General features: G+C 66.4%; 18 protein-coding genes. 7 read left to right on the top strand and 11 right to left on the bottom strand.

Translation table 11 applies throughout. The features are described 5' to 3' along the window. Nucleotides 1-4: 4 nt before the first annotated feature. The 3 genes from recR to AB4879_RS19325 all read left to right on the top strand — a co-directional run bounded on the left by recR (nt 5) and on the right by AB4879_RS19325 (nt 2,409). The gene (gene recR, locus AB4879_RS19335) at nt 5-616 is read left to right on the top strand and encodes a recombination mediator RecR (protein WP_036341909.1); all 612 of its coding nucleotides are present in this window, start codon (nt 5-7) and stop codon (nt 614-616) included. Between the two features lie 19 nt (nt 617-635). After that, entirely contained in the window at nt 636-1,409 is a 774-nt protein-coding gene (locus tag AB4879_RS19330) for an EAL domain-containing protein (RefSeq protein WP_370508879.1), read from the top strand. A gap of 118 nt (nt 1,410-1,527) precedes the next feature. Beyond that, nucleotides 1,528-2,409 (top strand): type IV toxin-antitoxin system AbiEi family antitoxin, encoded by an 882-nt coding sequence (locus AB4879_RS19325; protein ID WP_370508878.1) that lies wholly within the window; start codon nt 1,528-1,530, stop codon nt 2,407-2,409. 33 nt (nt 2,410-2,442) lie between these two features. Here AB4879_RS19325 and AB4879_RS19320 read toward each other — a convergent pair whose 3' ends face one another. Both AB4879_RS19320 and AB4879_RS19315 read right to left on the bottom strand, forming a co-directional pair. Next, a complete protein-coding gene (locus AB4879_RS19320) occupies nt 2,443-3,153 on the bottom strand; it encodes a type 1 glutamine amidotransferase (protein WP_370508877.1) in 711 nt (236 codons plus the stop codon). Continuing rightward, nucleotides 3,150-4,415, bottom strand: coding sequence for a MurT ligase domain-containing protein (locus tag AB4879_RS19315; protein ID WP_370509526.1), 1,266 nt, complete (start codon nt 4,413-4,415; stop codon nt 3,150-3,152). The genes AB4879_RS19320 and AB4879_RS19315 overlap by 4 nt, the downstream gene beginning before the upstream one ends. Before the next feature lie 104 nt (nt 4,416-4,519). Between AB4879_RS19315 and AB4879_RS19310 the strand changes: the two genes are divergently transcribed. From AB4879_RS19310 to AB4879_RS19300, 3 genes are all read left to right on the top strand, one after another. Continuing rightward, nucleotides 4,520-5,509 (top strand): DEDDh family exonuclease, encoded by a 990-nt coding sequence (locus AB4879_RS19310; RefSeq protein WP_102809575.1) that lies wholly within the window; start codon nt 4,520-4,522, stop codon nt 5,507-5,509. Between the two features lie 41 nt (nt 5,510-5,550). Then, entirely contained in the window at nt 5,551-7,866 is a 2,316-nt protein-coding gene (locus tag AB4879_RS19305; RefSeq protein WP_370508876.1) for a putative bifunctional diguanylate cyclase/phosphodiesterase, read from the top strand. Between the two features lie 119 nt (nt 7,867-7,985). Continuing rightward, nucleotides 7,986-8,192 (top strand): hypothetical protein, encoded by a 207-nt coding sequence (locus tag AB4879_RS19300; protein ID WP_102809573.1) that lies wholly within the window; start codon nt 7,986-7,988, stop codon nt 8,190-8,192. Between the two features lie 57 nt (nt 8,193-8,249). Here the strand turns inward: AB4879_RS19300 and AB4879_RS19295 are convergent, their stop codons facing one another. Both AB4879_RS19295 and leuA read right to left on the bottom strand, forming a co-directional pair. Then, complete coding sequence (locus AB4879_RS19295; RefSeq protein WP_370508875.1) at nt 8,250-8,636, bottom strand: SHOCT domain-containing protein; 387 nt, start codon at nt 8,634-8,636, stop codon at nt 8,250-8,252. A gap of 29 nt (nt 8,637-8,665) precedes the next feature. Beyond that, nucleotides 8,666-10,543 (bottom strand): 2-isopropylmalate synthase, encoded by a 1,878-nt coding sequence (gene leuA, locus AB4879_RS19290; RefSeq protein ID WP_370508874.1) that lies wholly within the window; start codon nt 10,541-10,543, stop codon nt 8,666-8,668. Nucleotides 10,544-10,756: 213 nt separating this feature from the next. On the opposite strand from leuA, the gene AB4879_RS19285 reads away from it, so the two are divergent. Then, complete coding sequence (locus AB4879_RS19285) at nt 10,757-11,617, top strand: hypothetical protein (RefSeq protein WP_370508873.1); 861 nt, start codon at nt 10,757-10,759, stop codon at nt 11,615-11,617. Here the strand turns inward: AB4879_RS19285 and AB4879_RS19280 are convergent. The 7 genes from AB4879_RS19280 to AB4879_RS19250 form a co-directional block, all read right to left on the bottom strand. Beyond that, complete coding sequence (locus tag AB4879_RS19280) at nt 11,589-12,263, bottom strand: XRE family transcriptional regulator (protein WP_199190043.1); 675 nt, start codon at nt 12,261-12,263, stop codon at nt 11,589-11,591. The two genes, AB4879_RS19285 and AB4879_RS19280, sit on opposite strands and share 29 nt — an antisense overlap. Next, complete coding sequence (locus tag AB4879_RS19275) at nt 12,238-13,434, bottom strand: NAD(P)/FAD-dependent oxidoreductase (protein WP_370508872.1); 1,197 nt, start codon at nt 13,432-13,434, stop codon at nt 12,238-12,240. Before AB4879_RS19275 ends, AB4879_RS19280 begins: the two co-directional genes overlap by 26 nt. Next, the gene (locus AB4879_RS19270) at nt 13,431-14,765 is read right to left on the bottom strand and encodes an FMN-binding glutamate synthase family protein (RefSeq protein ID WP_370508871.1); all 1,335 of its coding nucleotides are present in this window, start codon (nt 14,763-14,765) and stop codon (nt 13,431-13,433) included. The genes AB4879_RS19275 and AB4879_RS19270 overlap by 4 nt, the downstream gene beginning before the upstream one ends. Beyond that, the gene (locus AB4879_RS19265) at nt 14,766-15,452 is read right to left on the bottom strand and encodes a protein glxC (RefSeq protein ID WP_370508870.1); all 687 of its coding nucleotides are present in this window, start codon (nt 15,450-15,452) and stop codon (nt 14,766-14,768) included. Beyond that, nucleotides 15,440-16,333 (bottom strand): glutamine amidotransferase, encoded by an 894-nt coding sequence (locus AB4879_RS19260; protein WP_370508869.1) that lies wholly within the window; start codon nt 16,331-16,333, stop codon nt 15,440-15,442. Before AB4879_RS19260 ends, AB4879_RS19265 begins: the two co-directional genes overlap by 13 nt. A gap of 19 nt (nt 16,334-16,352) precedes the next feature. Further along, a complete protein-coding gene (gene glnT, locus AB4879_RS19255; RefSeq protein ID WP_370508868.1) occupies nt 16,353-17,660 on the bottom strand; it encodes a type III glutamate--ammonia ligase in 1,308 nt (435 codons plus the stop codon). Nucleotides 17,661-17,750: 90 nt separating this feature from the next. Next, a complete protein-coding gene (locus AB4879_RS19250) occupies nt 17,751-19,004 on the bottom strand; it encodes an ammonium transporter (protein WP_370508867.1) in 1,254 nt (417 codons plus the stop codon). Between the last annotated feature and the right edge of the window lie 73 nt (nt 19,005-19,077).

Here is a 19,077-nt window from a genome sequence, read left to right as displayed (position 1 = left end):
CGCGTTGTTCGAAGGACCCGTCCAGGATCTGATCGACGAGCTCGGCAAGCTGCCGGGCGTCGGTCCCAAGAGTGCGCAGCGGATCGCGTTCCATCTGTTGTCGGTGGAGCCGCCGGACATCGACCGGCTGACCGCGGCGCTGGGCAGGGTCCGCGACGGGGTGCAGTTCTGCGAGGTGTGCGGCAACGTCTCCGATGCCGAGCGGTGCCGCATCTGCAGTGACGCGCGTCGCGACGGGGCGCTGGTGTGTGTGGTCGAGGAACCCAAGGATGTGCAGGCCGTGGAACGCACCCGCGAGTTCCGCGGGCGCTATCACGTACTTGGCGGAGCGCTCGACCCGCTGTCCGGCATCGGACCCGATCAACTTCGAATTCGCCAGCTCCTGAACAGGATTGGTGAGCGGGTCGACGGGGTGGACATCACCGAGGTGATCATCGCGACCGACCCGAACACCGAAGGCGAGGCGACAGCCACCTACCTGGTGCGGATCTTGCGCGACATTCCCGGGCTGACGGTGTCGCGGATCGCCTCAGGCTTGCCGATGGGTGGCGATCTGGAGTTCGCCGACGAACTGACGCTGGGCCGCGCGCTGTCCGGCCGCCGCCAGATGGTTTAGCTTCCGTAGGATCGCCTGCATGGCGAGGCCCGACGACTATGTCCCACTGAACTGCGGGGCCTGCGTCGACGGTGCCGGTTTGGATTTCGAGATCTCGATGGCGTTCCAGCCGATCTTCGACAGCCGCGCCAAACAGGTCCACTCGCACGAGGCGCTGGTTCGCGGTGTGCGCAACGAGCCGGCGTCGGCGGTGTTCGCCCAAGTCGGCGACCACAACTTGTACCGGTTCGATCAGGTGTGCCGTGTCACGGCGATCAGATTGGCGGCCCAGTTGGGGATTTCGACGTCACTGAACGTCAATTTCATGCCGAACGCCGTCTACCGCCCGGAACTCTGCATCCGGACGACGCTGGAAGCCGCTGAGACGTACGACTTTCCTGCCGACCGCATCGTTTTTGAGTTCACAGAAGCGGAGAAGATCGCGGACTTCGGGCACCTGCAGGCGATCGTGGCCGACTACCGGCAGCGCGGATTCACCGTCGCCATGGATGATTTCGGCGCCGGGTATGCCGGACTCAACCTGTTGGCGGATCTTCAGCCGGATCTGGTCAAGATCGATATGGGTCTGGTCCGCGACATCGATCAGGACAAGGCGCGCAGGGCCATCTGCAAGGGCATCGTCGGAATGAGCGAGGAGCTGGGGATCGGGCTCATCGCCGAGGGGATCGAACGCCGCGAAGAGATGGAGTGCCTGCAAGACCTGGGTGTGCATCTGTTCCAGGGCTATTACATCGCCAGGCCGACATTCGAGAGCGTGGCCGACGTCAATCCCGAGGTGCGCGCAGCCGCCTGATCGCCCAAAGCGCAGCCGCCTGATCGCCCAAACCGACACTTCGCAGAAGAAGTGCGAGTAGATCGCGACATTCCGTCGATCCCGGCGGGTTGTCGGACCCCGCGGCGACGATGCCGACATGACTGAAGTATTTCTCGGCAGGGAAGGGCTGGCCGGCGGCCTCTCCCGTCACGATCTACAGCGTTGGTACCGGCAGATGTATCGAGGCGTCTACGTCCCGAAGTACGCCATCCCATCCGTGCGCGACCGCGCGCTCGGTGCGTGGCTATACACCGACCGAACGGGTGTAATCGGTGGCGTCGCCGCCTCGGCATTGCACGGCGCCGAATGGGTCGACGACGACGTAGCGATCGAAGTGCTGGTGGGTGAACGACGACGGCAGCCCGGGCTGATAGTCCGGATGGATCGTGTGAGCGACGACGAAGTCACGACCGTTGATGGCTTGCCGGTGACGACTATCGCGCGCACCGCTTTCGACCTGGGTCGGTACCAGAAGCGCGCGACGGCACTCGCGCGGCTGGACGCGCTAATGCGTGTCACGACAATCCCTTCCGAGAGTGTCGAGTTGATCATGAAGCGCTATGGCCCGGTTCGGGGCGTCCGGCAATTGCGTGAACTCCTACCGTTGATCGATGCCGGAGCGGCTTCGCCAAAAGAAAGCTGGCTTCGTCTCCTGCTGATCGACGGCGGACTGCCGACACCCGAGACGCAAATCCCGGTGTTCGACGGCGGAGTTCCTATCGCATACCTGGACATGGGTTACCGCGATCTCAAGCTGGCTTTCGAGTACGACGGCGACCAACACCGCAGCGATAGGCGTCAATATGTGCGAGATATTCGCCGTCTACCGATGCTGGAGCGGCTCGGTTGGGAGGTCATTCGCGTCATTGCCGAAGACAGACCTGCCGAGGTTCTCTGGCGCGCGAAGGAGGCATATCTTCGCCGCGGCGGCGCCGAGATCGACGAAATGACGCGATCTACTCGCACTTTCGCTGCGTAGTGTCGGTTTGGGCGTAAGGGAAAGCGGGGCCGACTACATCCGGCGGGGGGCGGCCAGCCGCTCGCGGCGCAGCTGCTCGACCTCGGGCAGCTCGAGGGGCTCCAGCGGCCCGACCACGCGCGACAGCAGCAGGTCGGCCAGCTCGGGATTGCGTGCCAGGCACGGCCCATGCAGATAGGTCGCGACGACGCTACCCTGCACGGCGCCGTCGTATCCGTCGCCATCGCGGTTTCCCGCGCCCTTGACGACCGTCGCCAGCGGCCGAGCGTCAGGCCCCAAAACCGTTCCACCGCGGTGGTTTTCGAAACCGGTCAGCGGCTGGGTCAGCCCGTCGACCAGTGGCGTGGACACCACCTCGCCGATCGTGCGCTTCGCTTGCGGTGAGGTCGTCACATCGAGCAGGCCAACCCCCTCGACCCGCTCGCCGGCCGACGTCTCATACCAGTGACCCAGCACCTGGATCGCCGCGCAGATCGCCAGCACGGGAGCACCGCGGCCGGCGGCCCGCTGCAAACCCTGATGCGTCAGAAGGTGTTTGGTGGCCAGTCGCTGCGCGTAGTCCTCGGCGCCGCCGAGGGTGTAGAGGTCCAGTGAGTCGGGCACCGGGTCGGCCAGCGTGATCTCGACGATCTCAGCCGGAATTCCGCGCAGCTGCAACCGTTTACGCAACACCACGGCATTGCCGCCGTCGCCGTACGTGCCCATCACGTCGGGCAGCACCAGCCCGATCCGCACCGTGCTCATCGCTCTTCACCCCGAGTCGCTGCGCTCCTGCCCGCCGGGCGCATCCGCCCCAACGTCCGGGTCAGCTGCAGGAACGCCGTGTAGTTCGCGACCACCTCGACATGCCCCTTCGGGCACGAGACGATCGCGTCAATCGTGTTGTGCACCAACGTGTGACTGACACCCGCATACCCGAGTCGCACCGCCAAGTCCGTTCCCCGCTCACCGGCGGCGACCACGGGCACGTCCTCGAAGTGCTCGAAGTTGACGTCCCACAGCCAGGACAGATCTTCCCCGTCGGGCACCTGACCGTTGACCGCGATCACCACCCCGTCGGCGCTCCTGTCGACCATCGACAGGGCTTCCTGCCATCCGGCCGGATTCTTGGCCAGCAGGATGCGCGCGGTGTGTTCACCGATCGGCACGGTCTGGTAGCGGCCCGCGACCTCGTCCACCCGGGAGACGGCGGCCACCGCCGCAACAGGGTCGGCGCCCAGCGCCGCCGCGGCCGCCACCGCCTGGGTGGCATTGCCGCGGTTGACGGTGCCCGGCAGCGAGAGCCGCATCGGCACCTCCAGCCCGTCCGGGCCGTACAGCTTGGCGTCGTCGTACCACCACTGTGGAGTGGGCCGTTTGAAGTCGCTGCCGGTGGAGTACCAGTCCACACCGTCGCGGACGATCACCTCGCCGCTGCGTGGGCAGCTGACCGAGTCATTGGCCCAGCCGCCGCCAGCGGCCACCCACACCACCCGGGGACAGTCGTAGGCCGCGGAGGTCATCAGGACGTCGTCACAATTGGCGACGACGATCGCATCGGGGTGACGGGCCAACCCGGCGCGCAGCGTCCGCTCGATGTGGTTGATCTCACCCACGCGGTCCAGTTGATCGCGGGACAGATTCAGCAGCACGATCACCGCCGGGTCCACCGCATCGGCGACGTGCGGCACATGCATCTCGTCGACCTCGAGGGCGGCCAGCGCCGCGTCCCGGGTGCCGGCCAGCGCGGCCACCAGCCCGGCGTCCATGTTGGCGCCCTCGGCGTTGGTCGCCACCGGCCCCAGCGTGGCGAGCGCGGCCGCGGTCATCCTCGTGGTGGTGGATTTGCCATTTGTGCCGGTCACGACGACGGTGCGCCGGCCGGTCCCGAGTTGGCTCAGGATCGAGCGGTCCAGCGTCATCGCGACGAGGCCGCCGATCATGGCGCCGGCACCCCGCCCGGTCGCCCGGGAGGCCCAGCGCGCGGCGGATCCGGCGGCCAGCGCGGCGCGCCCCCGCAGTGTCATGGTCGGCCTGGGCATCGGAAGGCAGTTTATGCGTGAAATGACGGGCGGGCCGACACGGATTCGATGTCCCGGGGACTGTCGGACCTGCGTGCCATCCTGACTGTGTGAGCCACACCTGGGGTCGACCAGCCCGCGAGCCGGGGGACGGCTGGGTCGTGGTTGACGTCGAGACCTCGGGTTTTCGGCCCGGCCACGCCCGGGTCATCAGCCTCGCCGCGCTGGCGCTGGATCCGGACGGCCGTGTGGAGCATTCGGTGGTCAGCCTGCTCAATCCCGGAGTCGATCCCGGCCCCACCCACATTCATGGCCTCACCGCCGAGATGCTGGAAGATCAGCCGACGTTCGCCGATATCGCCCCCGATGTCATCGATCTCCTGCACGGCCGCACGCTGGTCGCCCACAACGTCGCGTTCGACTACGCGTTCCTGTCCAGCGAGGCTGAGCTCGCCGAGACCGCGCTGCCCGTCGATACCGTCATGTGCACCGTGGAGCTTGCTCGACGCCTCGACCTCGGACTGGACAACTTGCGGCTCGAGACGCTGGCGCGGCACTGGGCGGTGCCGCAGACCCGCGCTCACGACGCCTTCGACGACGCCCTGGTGCTGTCTCGGGTGTTGAGCCCCGCGTTGCAGCGGGCTCGCGAGCGCGAGGTGTGGCTGCCGGTCCGGCCCGTGACCAGGCGCCGCTGGCCCAACGGCAAGGTCACCCATGATGAGCTGCGGCCGCTGAAGATGCTGGCCTCCCGGATGCCCTGCCCGTACCAGAATCCGGGGCCGTACCGACGGGGTGCGCCCCTGGTGCAGGGCATGCGGGTCGCGTTGTCGGCCGAGGTGGATCGCACCCACGAAGAACTCGTGGAGCGCATCATCCACGCCGGGCTCGCCTACTCTGATGCCGTCGACCCGGAGACGTCGCTGGTCATCTGCAATGCGCGCACACCCGAACAGGGCAAGGGGTATCTGGCCCGGGAACTCGGGGTGCCGGTGGTGTCCGACCGGCAGTTCATGGATTCGGTTGATTCAGTCGCACATGGCACCGGACTCGACGACTTCGCGCCCTCGGTCGACCAGGGTCAGCAGTTCGCCCTTTTCTAACTGGTCGCACCGTTAGCATCGTCCACCGAGGTGATGATGCCGTGGACGATCGCAGGAGCCTGCTGCAATCGGCCGCGCCCATCCTTCTGTCGGCGCTCAGCTGTCTGCTGCTCGCTTTGGGTTTCGCGTTCAAGTGGGGCGGTGACCATGCCGTCCGCATGGTCGACGGGGTAGCTTTCGCCGCGTTCGGAGCGTACGCGGGGGTGTGCGCGGTCGTCGCGGCCCGCGCGGCCCACGGACGAAGCCGCCGGGCCTGGACCACCATGGCCATCGCCTTGGCGGCGTGGACCGCAGGTGAGTTGACCCGCGCGTACTTGACGCTGGTGTTGGAACGCAGTCTGTTCCCGTCGCCGGCAGACTTCCTCTACCTCATCTTCGTCGTGTTGGCGCCGGTAGCGTTTCTGCAGTTTCCGGCCGAGCCGACCCAGGGCTCACGCATCCGGCTGCTGTTCGATGCGTTGATCGTCGCCACGTCGTTGTTCCTCGTGTTGTGGGTGGTGGTGCTCGGCAACGTGTATCAGGCCACCGGAGTGGGCAGTGCCGAGCAGGGGCGCGCGCTGTTGTACCCGCTGTTCATTCTGTTCGTCTTCGTCGGGGCGGTGGTGTTCGTCGTCCGGTCCGGTGCCGGCAACAACGTTGTGATGTGGCTTCTCGTGGGAGGGGTCACGCTCATGGCTTTCTCCGGAGTCGCATTCGCCGTCCTGCAGGGCTCCAACCGTTATCACCCGGGGCATGTCACGAGTATTGGCTGGGCACTGGGAATGTCGTGCTTCGGCGCGGCCGCGTTGCTGAGTCGCCGGCCGCGCCCACCTGTCCTGCCGACGCCGGTACCACAATCCTCGATCGCCCTGTGGCTGCCTTATGTGCCGCTGCTGATCGCAGGCACGGTGGCGCCGGCGCTCGTCATGTCCGGTCTGCTGCGGATCCTGGTTCCGATCCTGATGACCCTCATCTGCGCCCGACAGGTCCTTTCGGGCTGGGAGAACCGGCGATTACTCGCGGCCGCAGCCGACCAGGCGTTGCGTGACCCCTTGACCGGGCTGGCCAATCGCACGTTGTTCCGGGATCGGCTGGCGCACGCAATGGCGTTGCGCGGCCGCGACAATCGGTGCGTCGCGGTGCTGTCGCTGGATCTCGACGACTTCAAATTGATCAACGACAGCATGGGTCATCCAGCGGCCGACAGCCTGCTGATCCGCGTCGGCGAGCGCATCGCAAGCTGTCTGCGCGCCGGCGATACCGTGGCACGGCTCGGCGGTGACGAATTCGCGTTGCTGCTCGAGGGCGACGTCGACGAGGCACACCTGGTGTGCGAGCGCGTGATCGCGGTATTCGACACCCCGTTCCTGATCGACGGACACGAGGTGCTGATGCACCCCAGCGCGGGTTTGGCCGTTGCGTCGGTGGTGGACAACGGCATCACGGCCGAGGATCTGGTGAAACGTGCCGACACCGCGATGTACTCCGCGAAGCGGTCGCGTAATTCGACGGTGCATACGTTCAGCTCGGACATGACGCTGCTCGATCCGGACGTCGAGGAACTGGCCCGCGACGGCGAACCTCGCTCGGCCAAGAGCGGAGCCGAACAGGTGCGGCTGCTGGGTGAACTGCGCCGCACGATCGATCGCGGTGGCCTCGAGATGGTCTATCAGCCGAAGCTGGACCTCAGCACCGGACGGATCGCAGGTGTGGAAGCACTGCTGCGCTGGCCGCACCCACGGCTGAATGTGCTTCGGCCAGGCGCGTTTATGCCGCTGATCCTGCGGCACGGGTTGATGCGACCGGTCACCGATCTGGTGTTCCGGAAGGTTCTCGATGACTGTGCGCGCTGGGTGTCGATGGGGTTGGAAGTTCCGGTCGCGGTGAACCTGTTCGCACCGCTGCTGCGCGACGCACAACTGCCTGCCACGATGCGCCGGGTACTGCAGGAACGGAATCTGCCCCCCGGACTGCTGACCATCGAGATCACCGAGGACCTGGTCCTCGACGAGGTGGGCCGGGTGACCGGTGTGCTGCAACAGCTGCGCGACGACGGGATCAGGATTGCGATCGACGACTTCGGCAGCGGCTATTCGGCTTTGAGCTACCTGCGCGATCTGCCGATCGACGAGGTGAAGTTCGATCGGCATTTCATCGCCTCGGTCGCGACGGACGCCAGAGCCGCGGCCGTGGTCAGCGCCGTGATCGACCTGACCCACAACCTCGGGATCACGGTGGTTGCCGAGGGTGTGGAGGACGCCGAAACCGCCTCATGGCTGCGCGAGCACAGCTGCGACATCGGCCAGGGCTACTACTTCTCGCGGCCGGTCTCCTCGGCCGACATCTCGGAGCTGGTGGCGGCACAGACACGGCAATAGGAACCCTCGCAGAATCCTGTGTATCTGTCCCCAAGACCCTGAGCCGAGGCTCTGGGCGAAATATGTTGGCGTAAAGCCGAGTTGGGCCCACTGACAACATTGTTGGCAGGAGGCTGAAGATGAACAACAAGACACTCACCGCGATGATCGGTGCAGCGGCAATCGCGATGCTCGCGCTGTTCGCCGTCACCGACGGTGCCTGTGCCACCACCACCCGCACCACGGCCGACTCGGGGCAGGAGTCGAAATTCCCCACCCCGACCCCGCCGCCGCCTGCAGAGGTTTCCGGGGCCGTGACCACGACCATGGTGTCTGCGGTGCCGTGATTGGACGGCCACGCCGGGATTCACGATCGACCGGCAGTTCGACGCGGTAGCCGCCGACTAACTGAGGGCTTTGGCCTTCAGTGAGTCGAACTCCTGCTGGGAGATGGTCCCGGCATCCAGGAGTTGCTTGGCGTGCTCGATCTCCTGTGCCGGAGAACGTCCGGCGGCCTCCCGGATGTAGGCGTCGGTGTCCTTCTTCGCGGCCATCGCGGCTTCCCGCGCGCGTTGGGTCATGCCTTGACCGCGGGCGATCAGGTAGATCAGCGCGGTCACCCATGGGAACACGATCAGGAAGATGACCCAGACGGCCTTGATCCAGCCGGACGTCGTGTGGTCACGCCAGAACAGGTCCACCAGGATCTGGAACAGCACCAGCAGATAGGCGATCCAGGCGAAGATGATCAGGAAGTGCCACAGGAAATCCCACGTTGAACCCCAGTCCATGACCTACTCCTTAAGTCGTCGGGAGAACGTTACGTTGTTGGGATGGCGCCGATTCGGGCGGCACGGTTCACCGCGGAAACCACGGCTCGCAGTGATGCCGTCGTGATCGACGTCGCGATGCCCACGCCCCACACCGTGCGCCCGCCGATCGACGCCTCGACGTAGGCGGCCGCGGCGGCCTCCTCGCCGGCCGACATCGCATGCTCGGAGTAGTCCAGCACGCTGACGTCGAAACCGACTGTGCCCAAGGCGTCGACGAATGCGGCCAGCGGTCCGTTGCCCTGGCCGGTGATCTCGGTCTCGGTGCCGTCGATCTTCACGACGGCCTCGATGACGTCGGTGCCACCGTCGACCTCGGCGCCGACCACCTTCTGGCGGATGCGCTCCAGCGGACGGATGGGGGACAGGTATTCGTCGGCGAACGCATCCCACATCTCCTTGGGCGACACCTCGCCGCCCTCACCGTCGGTGATGGCTTGGATGGCCTGGGAGAACTCGATCTGCAGCCGGCGCGGCAGCACCAGGCCGTGGTCGGCCTTCATGATGTACGCGACGCCGCCCTTGCCGGACTGCGAGTTGACCCGGATGACGGCCTCGTAGGTGCGGCCGACGTCTTTGGGATCGATCGGCAGGTACGGGACCTGCCACAGGATGTCGTCGACATCCGAATCCGCCTCGTCGGCAGCGACTTTCATCGCGTCCAGGCCCTTGTTGATGGCGTCCTGGTGGCTGCCGGAGAACGCGGTGTACACCAGGTCGCCGCCGTAGGGGTGGCGCTCGTGCACGGGCAGCTGGTTGCAGTACTCAACGGTGCGACGAATCTCGTCGATGTTGGAGAAGTCGATCTGCGGATCCACGCCGCGGGAGAACTGGTTCAAACCCAGTGTCACCAGGCATACATTGCCAGTGCGCTCACCGTTGCCGAACAGGCATCCCTCGATGCGGTCCGCGCCGGCCTGGTAGCCCAATTCTGCTGCAGCAACGGCGGTTCCGCGGTCGTTGTGCGGGTGCAGGCTCAGGATGATCGAGTCCCGCGGGGTCAGGTGCCGGTGCATCCACTCGATCGAGTCGGCATACACATTGGGCGTGGCCATCTCGACGGTGGCGGGCAGGTTGACGATCAGCGGCACCTCCGGAGTGGGCTGCACGATCTCGGCAACGGCGTTGCACACCTCGACCGCGTACTCCAACTCGGTGCCCGTGTACGACTCGGGGGAGTACTCGAACCGCCATTGGGTGCCGGGATATTTCGCCGCTTCCGCCACGCACAGCCGGGCGCCGTCGGTGGCGATCTTCTTGACGGCCTCGCGATCGGCGCGGAACACCACGCGGCGCTGCAGGATCGACGTCGAGTTGTAGAAGTGCACGATCGCCCGCGGCGCGCCCTGGCAGGCCTCGAAGGTGCGGGTGATCAGCTCCGGGCGGCACTGCGTCAGCACCTGGATGGTGACGTCGTCGGGGATGGCGCCCTGCTCGATGATCTCGCGGACGAAGTCGAAATCGGTCTGGCTGGCCGATGGGAACCCGACCTCGATCTCTTTGTAGCCCATGTTGACCAGCAGCTCGAACATGCGGCGCTTGCGGGCCGGGCTCATCGGATCGATCAGGGCCTGGTTGCCGTCGCGCAGGTCGACCGCACACCACAACGGTGCGTGCTCGATGACCTTGTCCGGCCACGTGCGGTCCGGCAGGCTGATTGGCTCGACTTCCTCAGCGAACGAGCGGTACCGGTCGACCGGCATCGAGGAGTTGCGCTGGGTGTTCCAGGAGGGCTGGCCATCGCGTCGCGGGCCGGCGGGGGTGGAGATGGTGCGGGCAGATACGTAGGCGTCCACTGAATCAAAGGACGGCTTGTGGGTGGTCACGATTGGCTCCGGGTGTCTTGGATTGGATTCAGACCGGCGCATCGCGAAACACCCGCGACGGGAAGCCAGTCTGGATCAGACCCCGTCGCGGCGTCCGAGGAGGAGCACCCGCTGCACAAGTCCGTACTGTACTCCGGTTGTCCCACCAGGCCAAAGCATGAGTTCAATACCAGTCCCCAGAGTTCGCTGGCAGGGTAAATTGACGACGCCGCAAGCCGTGATCGGGGGTTGTTCGTGGAATTGAGTGTTCGCTCCATGCTCGCAACGGGGGTCTCGTTGACCGCGGCCGCGACCATCGCGCTGGCGCCACTGCCCACCGATCCGCAGCCGGCCACGCGCGCCGTCCCGGTCGCCCTCACCGGCGCTTGGCAGACGCTGCAGGCGAATGTCCAGACCGATATCGCCAATCTCGCGTCGATGGTCGTCAACTACCAGCCCGCGCCGATCCTGACTCAGGTGGCGAAGAACTTCACCACCTATTCGCACTGGCTCGCCGGGCAGGACGGCGGCACCCCCCTGAAGATCGTGCAGACCATGAGTGATCACGCCGCGGCGGTGGCCGGCGTGGTGGCCACCCTCGCGGTGATGGCGCCGCTCAGCCTGATCGGCCCGTTCATCGCTCCCGGCGTCATGATCGCGCAGTTGATCGCCGACACCGCCAAGTACCCGTCCACCCCGGAGACTGTGCTGCAGGCCTTCATCGATGCGCCCGCGGTCTACCTCAACACCACGCTCAATTGCTGCTCGACCCCGCTGTTTCAGCTGGCCTTCGGACTGCTGAATCCGGGGCCGCTCGGCTACCTGCTGTCGATCGGGCCGTCGATCGCCAAAGCGTTGCAGATAACGCCACCCGCGGAGTCCCCGCAGCCCGTCGCTGCCACTGCGCCGAAGCAGTCCGCTGCGTCAGCTGCGGCGGCCGCCGCGTCACCGTCGGTGCCCGCGAATCCGGCGGTCGGTCAGAGCCGACGGTCGGCGTCGGTCCCCGGTGCGCAGCAGAGCGTCGCACCGAGCGCTGCGAAGCGGCCCAGCGCATCGCGCACGGCCGCCGGCACCCGAAAGGTGGCCTCGGACGGCAAGGGCCGGTCGGCTAGACCTGGGAATCGGGAAACGCGATAACGGACAGGAATCGGATCGGCACTTCGATCAGATCCGCGGGACCGTGCGCGCCCTCACCGTCGATCTGCAGTGAATCGCCGGGATGCAGCCGGTACACCGAGCGGCTGTGGGCGTAGTCCATGACGCCTTCGAGCACGTAGATGAACTCCGTGCCGGGATGCTGGAATAGGGGATAGGTCGTGCTCTTCTCCGACAATGTGACCAGCAGGCATTCCAGCCGCTTGTGCTCGCCACGCAACGAGCCGAGCAGCTCGTACTCGTGACCGGCTTTCGTGCCGTTGCGCACGATCCGCGCGCCGGTACCAGCTTTGACGAAGGCGGCCGGCCGCTCCACGTCGGCGCCACGGAACAGTGTGCTCACGGGCACGTCGAAACCCTTGGCCAACAACGCGAGAGTGGACAGGCTCGGCGAGGTCTGCACGTTCTCGATCTTGCTCATCATCGCCTTGGAGATGCCGACCCTGGTCGCCATGTCGGCGACGGAAAGGCCCAACTGCTGACGTAGCTGCCGCACGTTGCGGGCGATCGCGGTCTCGAACTCCACGTCCGCGACCGGCTCGTGCGGGTCGCGATCGCGGGCGGTCCCCGATTGGTTGCGGAGCAGATCGGTCACAAGCGCACTATCGCATCTGCCCCGCACCCACATACGGATACGGGCTCTTCAGCAACTCGCCCTCGGCGAAGCGGGACAGCCGGAAATCGGTCTCGGGTATCCGTGGATCGCTGCTGCGGCCGTCGACGAGGAGGTCTGCGACCAGGCGCCCGACCGCCGGGGCGATCTTGAACCCGTGACCGCTGAAGCCGGCGGCCACGAACAGGCCGTCGCGGCCAGCGGCGGAGATGACGGGATTCCAGTCGGGCGTGACGTCGTAGCATCCGGCATAGCTCGAGGTGATGGCCGCGCCGGTGAAACCGGGAAATCGGGTGCCCACCTTGTCGACGGTGAGATCGACGAAATCCTCGGTGGCCCGGTTGAGGTAGTCGTCCGGATCGGCGGTCAGCACATCGGACAGGTCACTGTTGCCGAACAGCACGTCACCGCCGACCTCGGGACGCACGTATTGCAGTGACACCAGATCGGAGAACACCGGCACCGGTCCCAGATCGACGCCCGGCGAGATCATCACGATCTGTTCGCGCACCACCCGGATCGGCACGTCGACTCCATAGGGCGCCAGGAAGGGTTGGGTCCATACCCCGGTGGCGACCACGACGCTGCCGGCGCTGATCTGTGTGCCGTCGGCCAGGCGCACCCCGGTGACGGTGTCGCCGTCGGTGAGCAGTCCGGTGGCGGTGGCGCCCTGGCGGATTCGTACACCGCTCGCCCGGGCGGCGATGGCGAACGCCTGGGCGGTCTGATAGGCGTCGCCATACCCGCCGCGTGCTTCCCATCCGAACGCGGCGAACGGTGACAGGTCGGCACACGGCCACAATCGGGCCACCTCCGCGGCGTCGATCTCCTCGGTCTGCACACCGACGGCGCGCTGCGCGGCCATGCTGCTCCGCAGCGCGTCGACGTTGGGTTCGCCGACGCCGACGACGTATCCCGTTTGGCGGAAGCCGATGTCGATCGCGTGATCTCCGAGAAATTGCTGAGACTTCTCGAACACCTCCAGGCCGACGGTGGCCATCGCTGCCAGGGAGCTCACCCCATAGTGGCAGCGGACGATACCGCTGGACTTGCCGGTCATCCCGGATCCGACGGTATTGCGTTCGAGAACAACGACATCGGTGATTCCGCGCTGGCTCAACGCCCAGGCGGCGGCGCACCCTTCGATGCCGCCGCCGACGATGACGACATCGGCGGTCTCGCTCACAGCCCCGCTCCGGGAATCCACGACGTCCCCGCCAGCGGCACCCGCGCCATCGCGGCGGCCTCGATGGTCACCGCGACGAGGTCCTCGGGTTCCAGGTGCAGCAGGTGGGCCTTACCGCACGCGCGCGCGATGGTCTGGGCTTCCATGGTGAGCACCCGCAGGTAGTTGGCCAGGCGGCGGCCGCCCTCGATCGGGTCGAGGCGGGCCGCAAGCTCGGGATCCTGCGTGCTGATACCGGCCGGGTCGCGGCCGTCTTGGAAGTCGTCGTAGAAACCGGCTGCGCTACCGAGCTTTTCGTATTCGGCGGCGTACTTCGGGTCGTTGTCGCCCAGCGCGATGAGCGCCGCGGTACCGATCGCCACCGCGTCGGCACCCAGAGCCATGGCCTTGGCGACATCGGCACCGGTGCGAATCCCACCCGACACGATCAGCTGCACTTTGCGATGGACGCCCAGCTCGGACAGCGCCTGCACCGCCTGTGGTACCGCGGCCAGCGTCGGGATGCCGACATGCTCGATGAACACGTCCTGAGTGGCCGCGGTACCTCCCTGCATACCGTCGACGACGACCACGTCGGCGCCCGCCGCCACCGCCAGTTTCACGTCGTAGTAGGTCCGGGTGGCACCGACCTTGACGTAGATCGGCTTCTCCCAGTCGGTGAGCTCACGCAGTTCGTTGATCTTGATGGTCAGGTCGTCCGGGCCGGTCCAGTCCGGATGCCGGCAGGCAGATCGCTGGTCGATGCCTTCGGGCAGCGTCCGCATACCGGCCACCCGTTCGGAGATCTTCTGTCCCAGCAGCATTCCACCGCCACCGGGCTTGGCGCCCTGACCGAGCACGACCTCGATGGCGTCAGCTTTGCGGAGATCGTCGGGGTTCATCCCGTACCGCGACGGAAGGTATTGATAGACCAGATGTTTCGACTGTCCGCGTTCCTCCGGGGTCATACCGCCGTCACCGGTGGTGGTCGAGGTACCGACCTCGCTGGCCCCACGACCAAGCGCCTCTTTGGCCGGCCCGGACAGCGCTCCGAACGACATGCCCGCGATGGTCACCGGGATATCCAGGTGCAGTGGGTGTTTGGCGTGGCGGCCGCCGAGTACGACGTCGGTGCCGCACCGCTCGCGGTAGCCCTCGAGCGGATACCGCGACATCGACGCGCCGAGGAAAAGCAGGTCGTCGAAGTGTGGGAGCGAGCGTTTGGCGCCCCAACCGCGGATGTCGTAGATACCGGTCTCGGCGGCTCGTTGGATTGCCGCGATGGTGCCGCGGTCGAAGGTGGCGGACTCGCGCAGGCCGAGGCGGGCGCGGTCGTCTCTGGTGTATGTCATCTAATAAACTTCTGCGTTGTCGACGTGGAAGTGGTACAGCTGGCGGGCCGAGCCGTAGAGGGTGTAGGCGCTGGTGTCGTCGTCCTCGAATCCGGCGGCCTTGAGCAGGCGGCCGAGTTCTTCGTGGTGCTCGGCGCGCATCTCCTTGGCGATGCAGTCCGCCCCGAGCGATGCGACCTCGCCGCGAACGTACAGGCGGGCCTCGTAGATCGAATCACCCAGTGCCTCACCGGCATCGCCGCGGATCACCAGCCGTCCCGCCTGGGCCATGAACGCGCTCATGTGTCCGACGCTGCCGCCCACCACGATGTCGGCTCCCTTCATCGAGATCCCGCAGCGCGCAGCGGCGTCGCCTTCGATCACCAGCAGGCCGCCGTGTGCGGTGGCGCCCGCCGACTGGGACGCATTGCCCTTGACCCAGACGGTGCCGCTCATCATGTTCTCGGCCACTCCGGTCCCCGCGTTGCCGTCGACGATCACCTCCGCCTGCTTGTTCATCCCGGCGGCGTAGTAGCCGACGTGGCCGTCGATCCGGACCCGGACCGGGGCGTCGACGCCGACCGCGACGTTGTGTGCCCCGGCGGGGTTGGTGATCGCGACTTCACCGGACAGGCCCGGCGCGTGCAGGGCGGCGTTGACCTCGCGCAGCGGTGTGGACGCCAAATCGAAGGTCGTCACCTCGTCCATGCGTACACCACCTCCGGTTCAGGCTCCCAGATGACCGCCTTCTCGACGCCGGGAAGTCCTGCCAGCGCGCGGTATTCGCTCCCCATTGCCACCCAGTCGTCGGTCTCGGCGATCACGGCAGGCTTGCAGGCGATCGCGTCGCGGACAACCGCGAACGAGTCATGGTTGGACACCAGCAGCGTGTAGAAGCCGTCGAAGGTGGCACACAACTCCTTGAGCGCGGTCTCGACGTCGCGGCCCCGGGCCAGCTGGTCGGCCACGAAGCGTGCACCGACTTCGGTGTCGTTTTCGCTGTCGAAGATGACGCCCTGGGCCCGCAGGTCGCGGCGGATGGTGGCGTGGTTGGCGAATGAGCCGTTGTGCACCAGACACTGGTCCGGGCCCACCGCGTAGGGGTGGGCGCCGGCCGGTATCACCGCCGACTCGGTGGCCATCCGGGTGTGACCCACCCCTTGCCAGCCCTGCGCATGAGCCAGCCCCCAGGCCTCGGTGAGGGCCTTCGGATGCCCGACTCCCTTGAGCACAGCCACATTTGCGCCAAACCCGGCGATGAGCGCATGTGGGTAGTGTGCCGTGACCGCCGCGTGCAGCGTCTCGGCCGCGACATCGGCCGACACCAGCAAGGTTTCGTCGACACGGTGCACCGACACCTCGCCGAGCGCCGCGTGGAGCGCCTCGGCCATCTCATCGGGGCTGTCGTCCACGTCGAGCACCGAGACGGTGCTTTTCCCCGGCGGCGACCAATGGGGATCACCGTAGACGGCTACTCCGGCGGAATCGCTTCCCCGGTCGGACATTTCACACAGCATGCCGGTCAGCAGTTCACCGAGCCGGGGGTACAGCTGGGGGTTGCGCAGGTGCAGACCCACGATCCCACACATGGTTGTTCCTTCCTCGGGGTCAGAATGCGGTCAGGTACTGGTCGACCTCCCACGGACTGACCGCGCTGTGGTAGGCGAAGAATTCGTCACGCTTGATGCCGGCGAAGTAGGCCGCGACTCCGTCGCCGACGGTGTCGAGCACACCGGTGACCACCGGGTCACCCTCGAACTCTTCGACGGCGTGCAGCAGTGTCGGCGGTAGGGCCGTGCGGCCGTCGGTGTTGCCGATCGCGCCAGGGTCGGTGCTGCGTTTGATGCCGTCGATCCCGGCGCCGAGCGCGGCCGCGATGGCCAGATACGGGTTGGCCGACCCGTCGCCACCCCGCAGCTCCACCCGCTGAGAGTCCGGCACCCGAATGTAGTGGGTGCGGTCATTGCCGCCGTAGGTGGGCAGGCGCGGAGCCCAGGAGGCCCCGGAAGCCGTCGTCAGTGCTCCGGTTCGCTTGTAGGAGTTGACCGTTGGCCCGACGACGGCCTGCAGCGCGCAGGCGTGGTCGAGGATGCCGCCGATGAACGCATACGCGGTCGGCGACAGGCCCAGCCCGCGATCGTCGGACTCCTCGGGGAACACCGGGGTGCCGCCGCTGGTCAGTGACAGGTGCAGGTGCAGGCCGCTGCCGGTCCGATCGGAGAAGGGTTTGGGCATGAACGTGGCCACCATGCCGCGCTCGGCGGCGATCATCGACAGCAGGTAGCGCAGCGTCACCACCCGGTCGGCTGTGGTCAGCGCGTCGGCGAACTGGAAATTCTGCTCGAACTGGCCGTTGCCGTCTTCGTGGTCGTTGGCATAGTTGGACCAGCCGAGGGTGTTCATCGCGGTCGAGATCGCGGTGAGGTGGTCATACATCCGGGTCACGCCGCGCGCGTCGTAACACGGCTGCGCCGCGGTGTCCGCGGTGTCGGCGGTGGCCAGTGCGCCGTCCGCGCCGCGGGTCAGCAGGAAGTATTCGACTTCCGCGCCGACCCAGGGCTCGAAGCCGGCGTCGGCGGCCCGCTGGATCAACGACTTGAGGATGACGCGCGGCGCAAACGGCCACGGCTGACCCTCGACGTGCGGATCGCAGTGCACGATCGCCAGGCCGCCTTTGATGAACGGAATCGGGGTGAACGACTCGGGGTCCGGGATCGCCATGAGGTCAGGGTCTTTGGGCTCCTGACCCATTGCGCCCACGGCGTATCCGGCGAAGCCGACTCCCTCGGTCGCCAGTAGATCTACGGCCTCGACGGGGACCAGCTTGGCGCAGGGTTTTCCGCGCAGGTCGACGAACAACGCGAGGATGAACTTGGTTGCTGAGGCCTCGGCCAGCTCAGCGAGGGTGGCAGACATGTTCTCCAACAAGCTCTTTGGTGAATTGGGAATGCGCGAGGGGCTCGAGCCGGGCGGGGGAAGGAGTGCCACGCCCGGCTCGAGTCCGCATCAGGCGTACTCGAGCTCGTACGCCGGGTCGCGGTGGACGTGGGTGTCGATACCCTTCTCCTCTTCTTCCGAGGAGATCCGGATACCCATCGTCTTCTTGATGGCCCACGCGATGACGAATGCGATCACGAACGAATAGATCATCACCGCACCGGCCGCCACGGCTTGGCGCCACAGCTGGTCGAAACCACCGCCGTAGAAGAAACCGTTCACCTTGTTCGGCATGGTGTCGCTGGCCAGGAAGCCGATCAGCAGGGTGCCGATGACACCACCGACGAGGTGCACGCCGACGACGTCGAGCGAATCGTCGTATCCGAACTTCTCTTTGAGGCCCACGGCGAACGGGCAGATGGCGCCCGCGACGAGGCCGAGAATGATCGCGCCGACCGGCGTCACCGAACCACAGGCCGGGGTGATCGCGACCAGGCCGGTGATGGCACCCGCCGCCGCACCGACACCGGTGACGTGGCCGTCCTTGAACTTCTCCACCGCCAGCCAGGCGAGCGTGGCAGCGCAGGTGGCGACGAACGTGGTGACCATGACGATGGCCGCCGAATTGCCCGCGGCCAGAGCCGAACCGCCGTTGAAGGCATACCAGCCGGCCCACAGCAGCCCGGCGCCGAGCAGTGTCAGTGGGACGTTGTGCGGCTTGCGCAGCTTGCCCCAGCTGGCACCCTTGCCGAGCACGATGGCCACCGCCAGCGCGGCTGCACCGGCGTTGATGTGCACCGCGGTACCACCGGCGAAGTCGATTGCCTTGAGGTTGTTGGCAATCCAGCCGCCGACTGCGTCCGGGGTGACCACGCCGTTGAACGCGAACACCCAGTGTGCGACGGGGAAATAGCACAGAACCGCCCACAGGGTCGCGAAGACCATCCAGGCCGCGAACTTCATTCGGTCGGCCGCCGCACCGGAGATCAGTGCGACCGTGATTGCCGCGAACAGTGCCTGGAACAACGCGAACAGACTGACCGGCAGACCGGAGATCGTGGTCTGCGACTCCAGCAGGTTCTTCATCCCGGCGAATTCGGTCAGACTGCCGACGAAACCGCCGTAGGACGTACCGAATGTCATGGAGAAGCCGAACAAAATCCAGAGCACGCCGACGATGGCCACAGCGCCGAACGTCATCATCATCATGTTGGTGGAGCTCTTGACCGAGACCATGCCGCCGTAGAACAGCGCCAGGCCCGGGATCATCATCGTCAGCCCGATGATGCAACACAGCATGAATGCTGTGGTCCCTGTATCCATCTAATCTCCTGCGGGTGGGCGGCCCGTCCATGGTTGGGCCGTTCACCGGCAGTGAACGATGTTTCTGTTACGT

Source organism: Mycobacterium sp. SA01 (genome assembly GCF_041287105.1).
Lineage (GTDB): Bacteria > Actinomycetota > Actinomycetes > Mycobacteriales > Mycobacteriaceae > Mycobacterium.
Note: the sequence above shows the minus strand (reverse complement) of the source record. Positions and strands in the feature narration are given on the sequence as shown.

Coding starts and splice junctions, on each gene's coding strand:
- AB4879_RS19330 (WP_370508879.1), top strand. CDS start 636: ATGGCGAGGCCCGACGACTATGTCCCACTGAACTGCGGGGCCTGCGTC.
- AB4879_RS19325 (WP_370508878.1), top strand. CDS start 1,528: ATGACTGAAGTATTTCTCGGCAGGGAAGGGCTGGCCGGCGGCCTCTCC.
- AB4879_RS19320 (WP_370508877.1), bottom strand. CDS start 3,153: ATGAGCACGGTGCGGATCGGGCTGGTGCTGCCCGACGTGATGGGCACG.
- AB4879_RS19315 (WP_370509526.1), bottom strand. CDS start 4,415: ATGACACTGCGGGGGCGCGCCGCGCTGGCCGCCGGATCCGCCGCGCGC.
- AB4879_RS19300 (WP_102809573.1), top strand. CDS start 7,986: ATGAACAACAAGACACTCACCGCGATGATCGGTGCAGCGGCAATCGCG.
- AB4879_RS19295 (WP_370508875.1), bottom strand. CDS start 8,636: ATGGACTGGGGTTCAACGTGGGATTTCCTGTGGCACTTCCTGATCATC.
- leuA (WP_370508874.1), bottom strand. CDS start 10,543: ATGCGCCGGTCTGAATCCAATCCAAGACACCCGGAGCCAATCGTGACC.
- AB4879_RS19285 (WP_370508873.1), top strand. CDS start 10,757: ATGCTCGCAACGGGGGTCTCGTTGACCGCGGCCGCGACCATCGCGCTG.
- AB4879_RS19280 (WP_199190043.1), bottom strand. CDS start 12,263: ATGTGGGTGCGGGGCAGATGCGATAGTGCGCTTGTGACCGATCTGCTC.
- AB4879_RS19270 (WP_370508871.1), bottom strand. CDS start 14,765: ATGACATACACCAGAGACGACCGCGCCCGCCTCGGCCTGCGCGAGTCC.
- AB4879_RS19265 (WP_370508870.1), bottom strand. CDS start 15,452: ATGGACGAGGTGACGACCTTCGATTTGGCGTCCACACCGCTGCGCGAG.
- AB4879_RS19260 (WP_370508869.1), bottom strand. CDS start 16,333: ATGTGTGGGATCGTGGGTCTGCACCTGCGCAACCCCCAGCTGTACCCC.
- glnT (WP_370508868.1), bottom strand. CDS start 17,660: ATGTCTGCCACCCTCGCTGAGCTGGCCGAGGCCTCAGCAACCAAGTTC.
- AB4879_RS19250 (WP_370508867.1), bottom strand. CDS start 19,004: ATGGATACAGGGACCACAGCATTCATGCTGTGTTGCATCATCGGGCTG.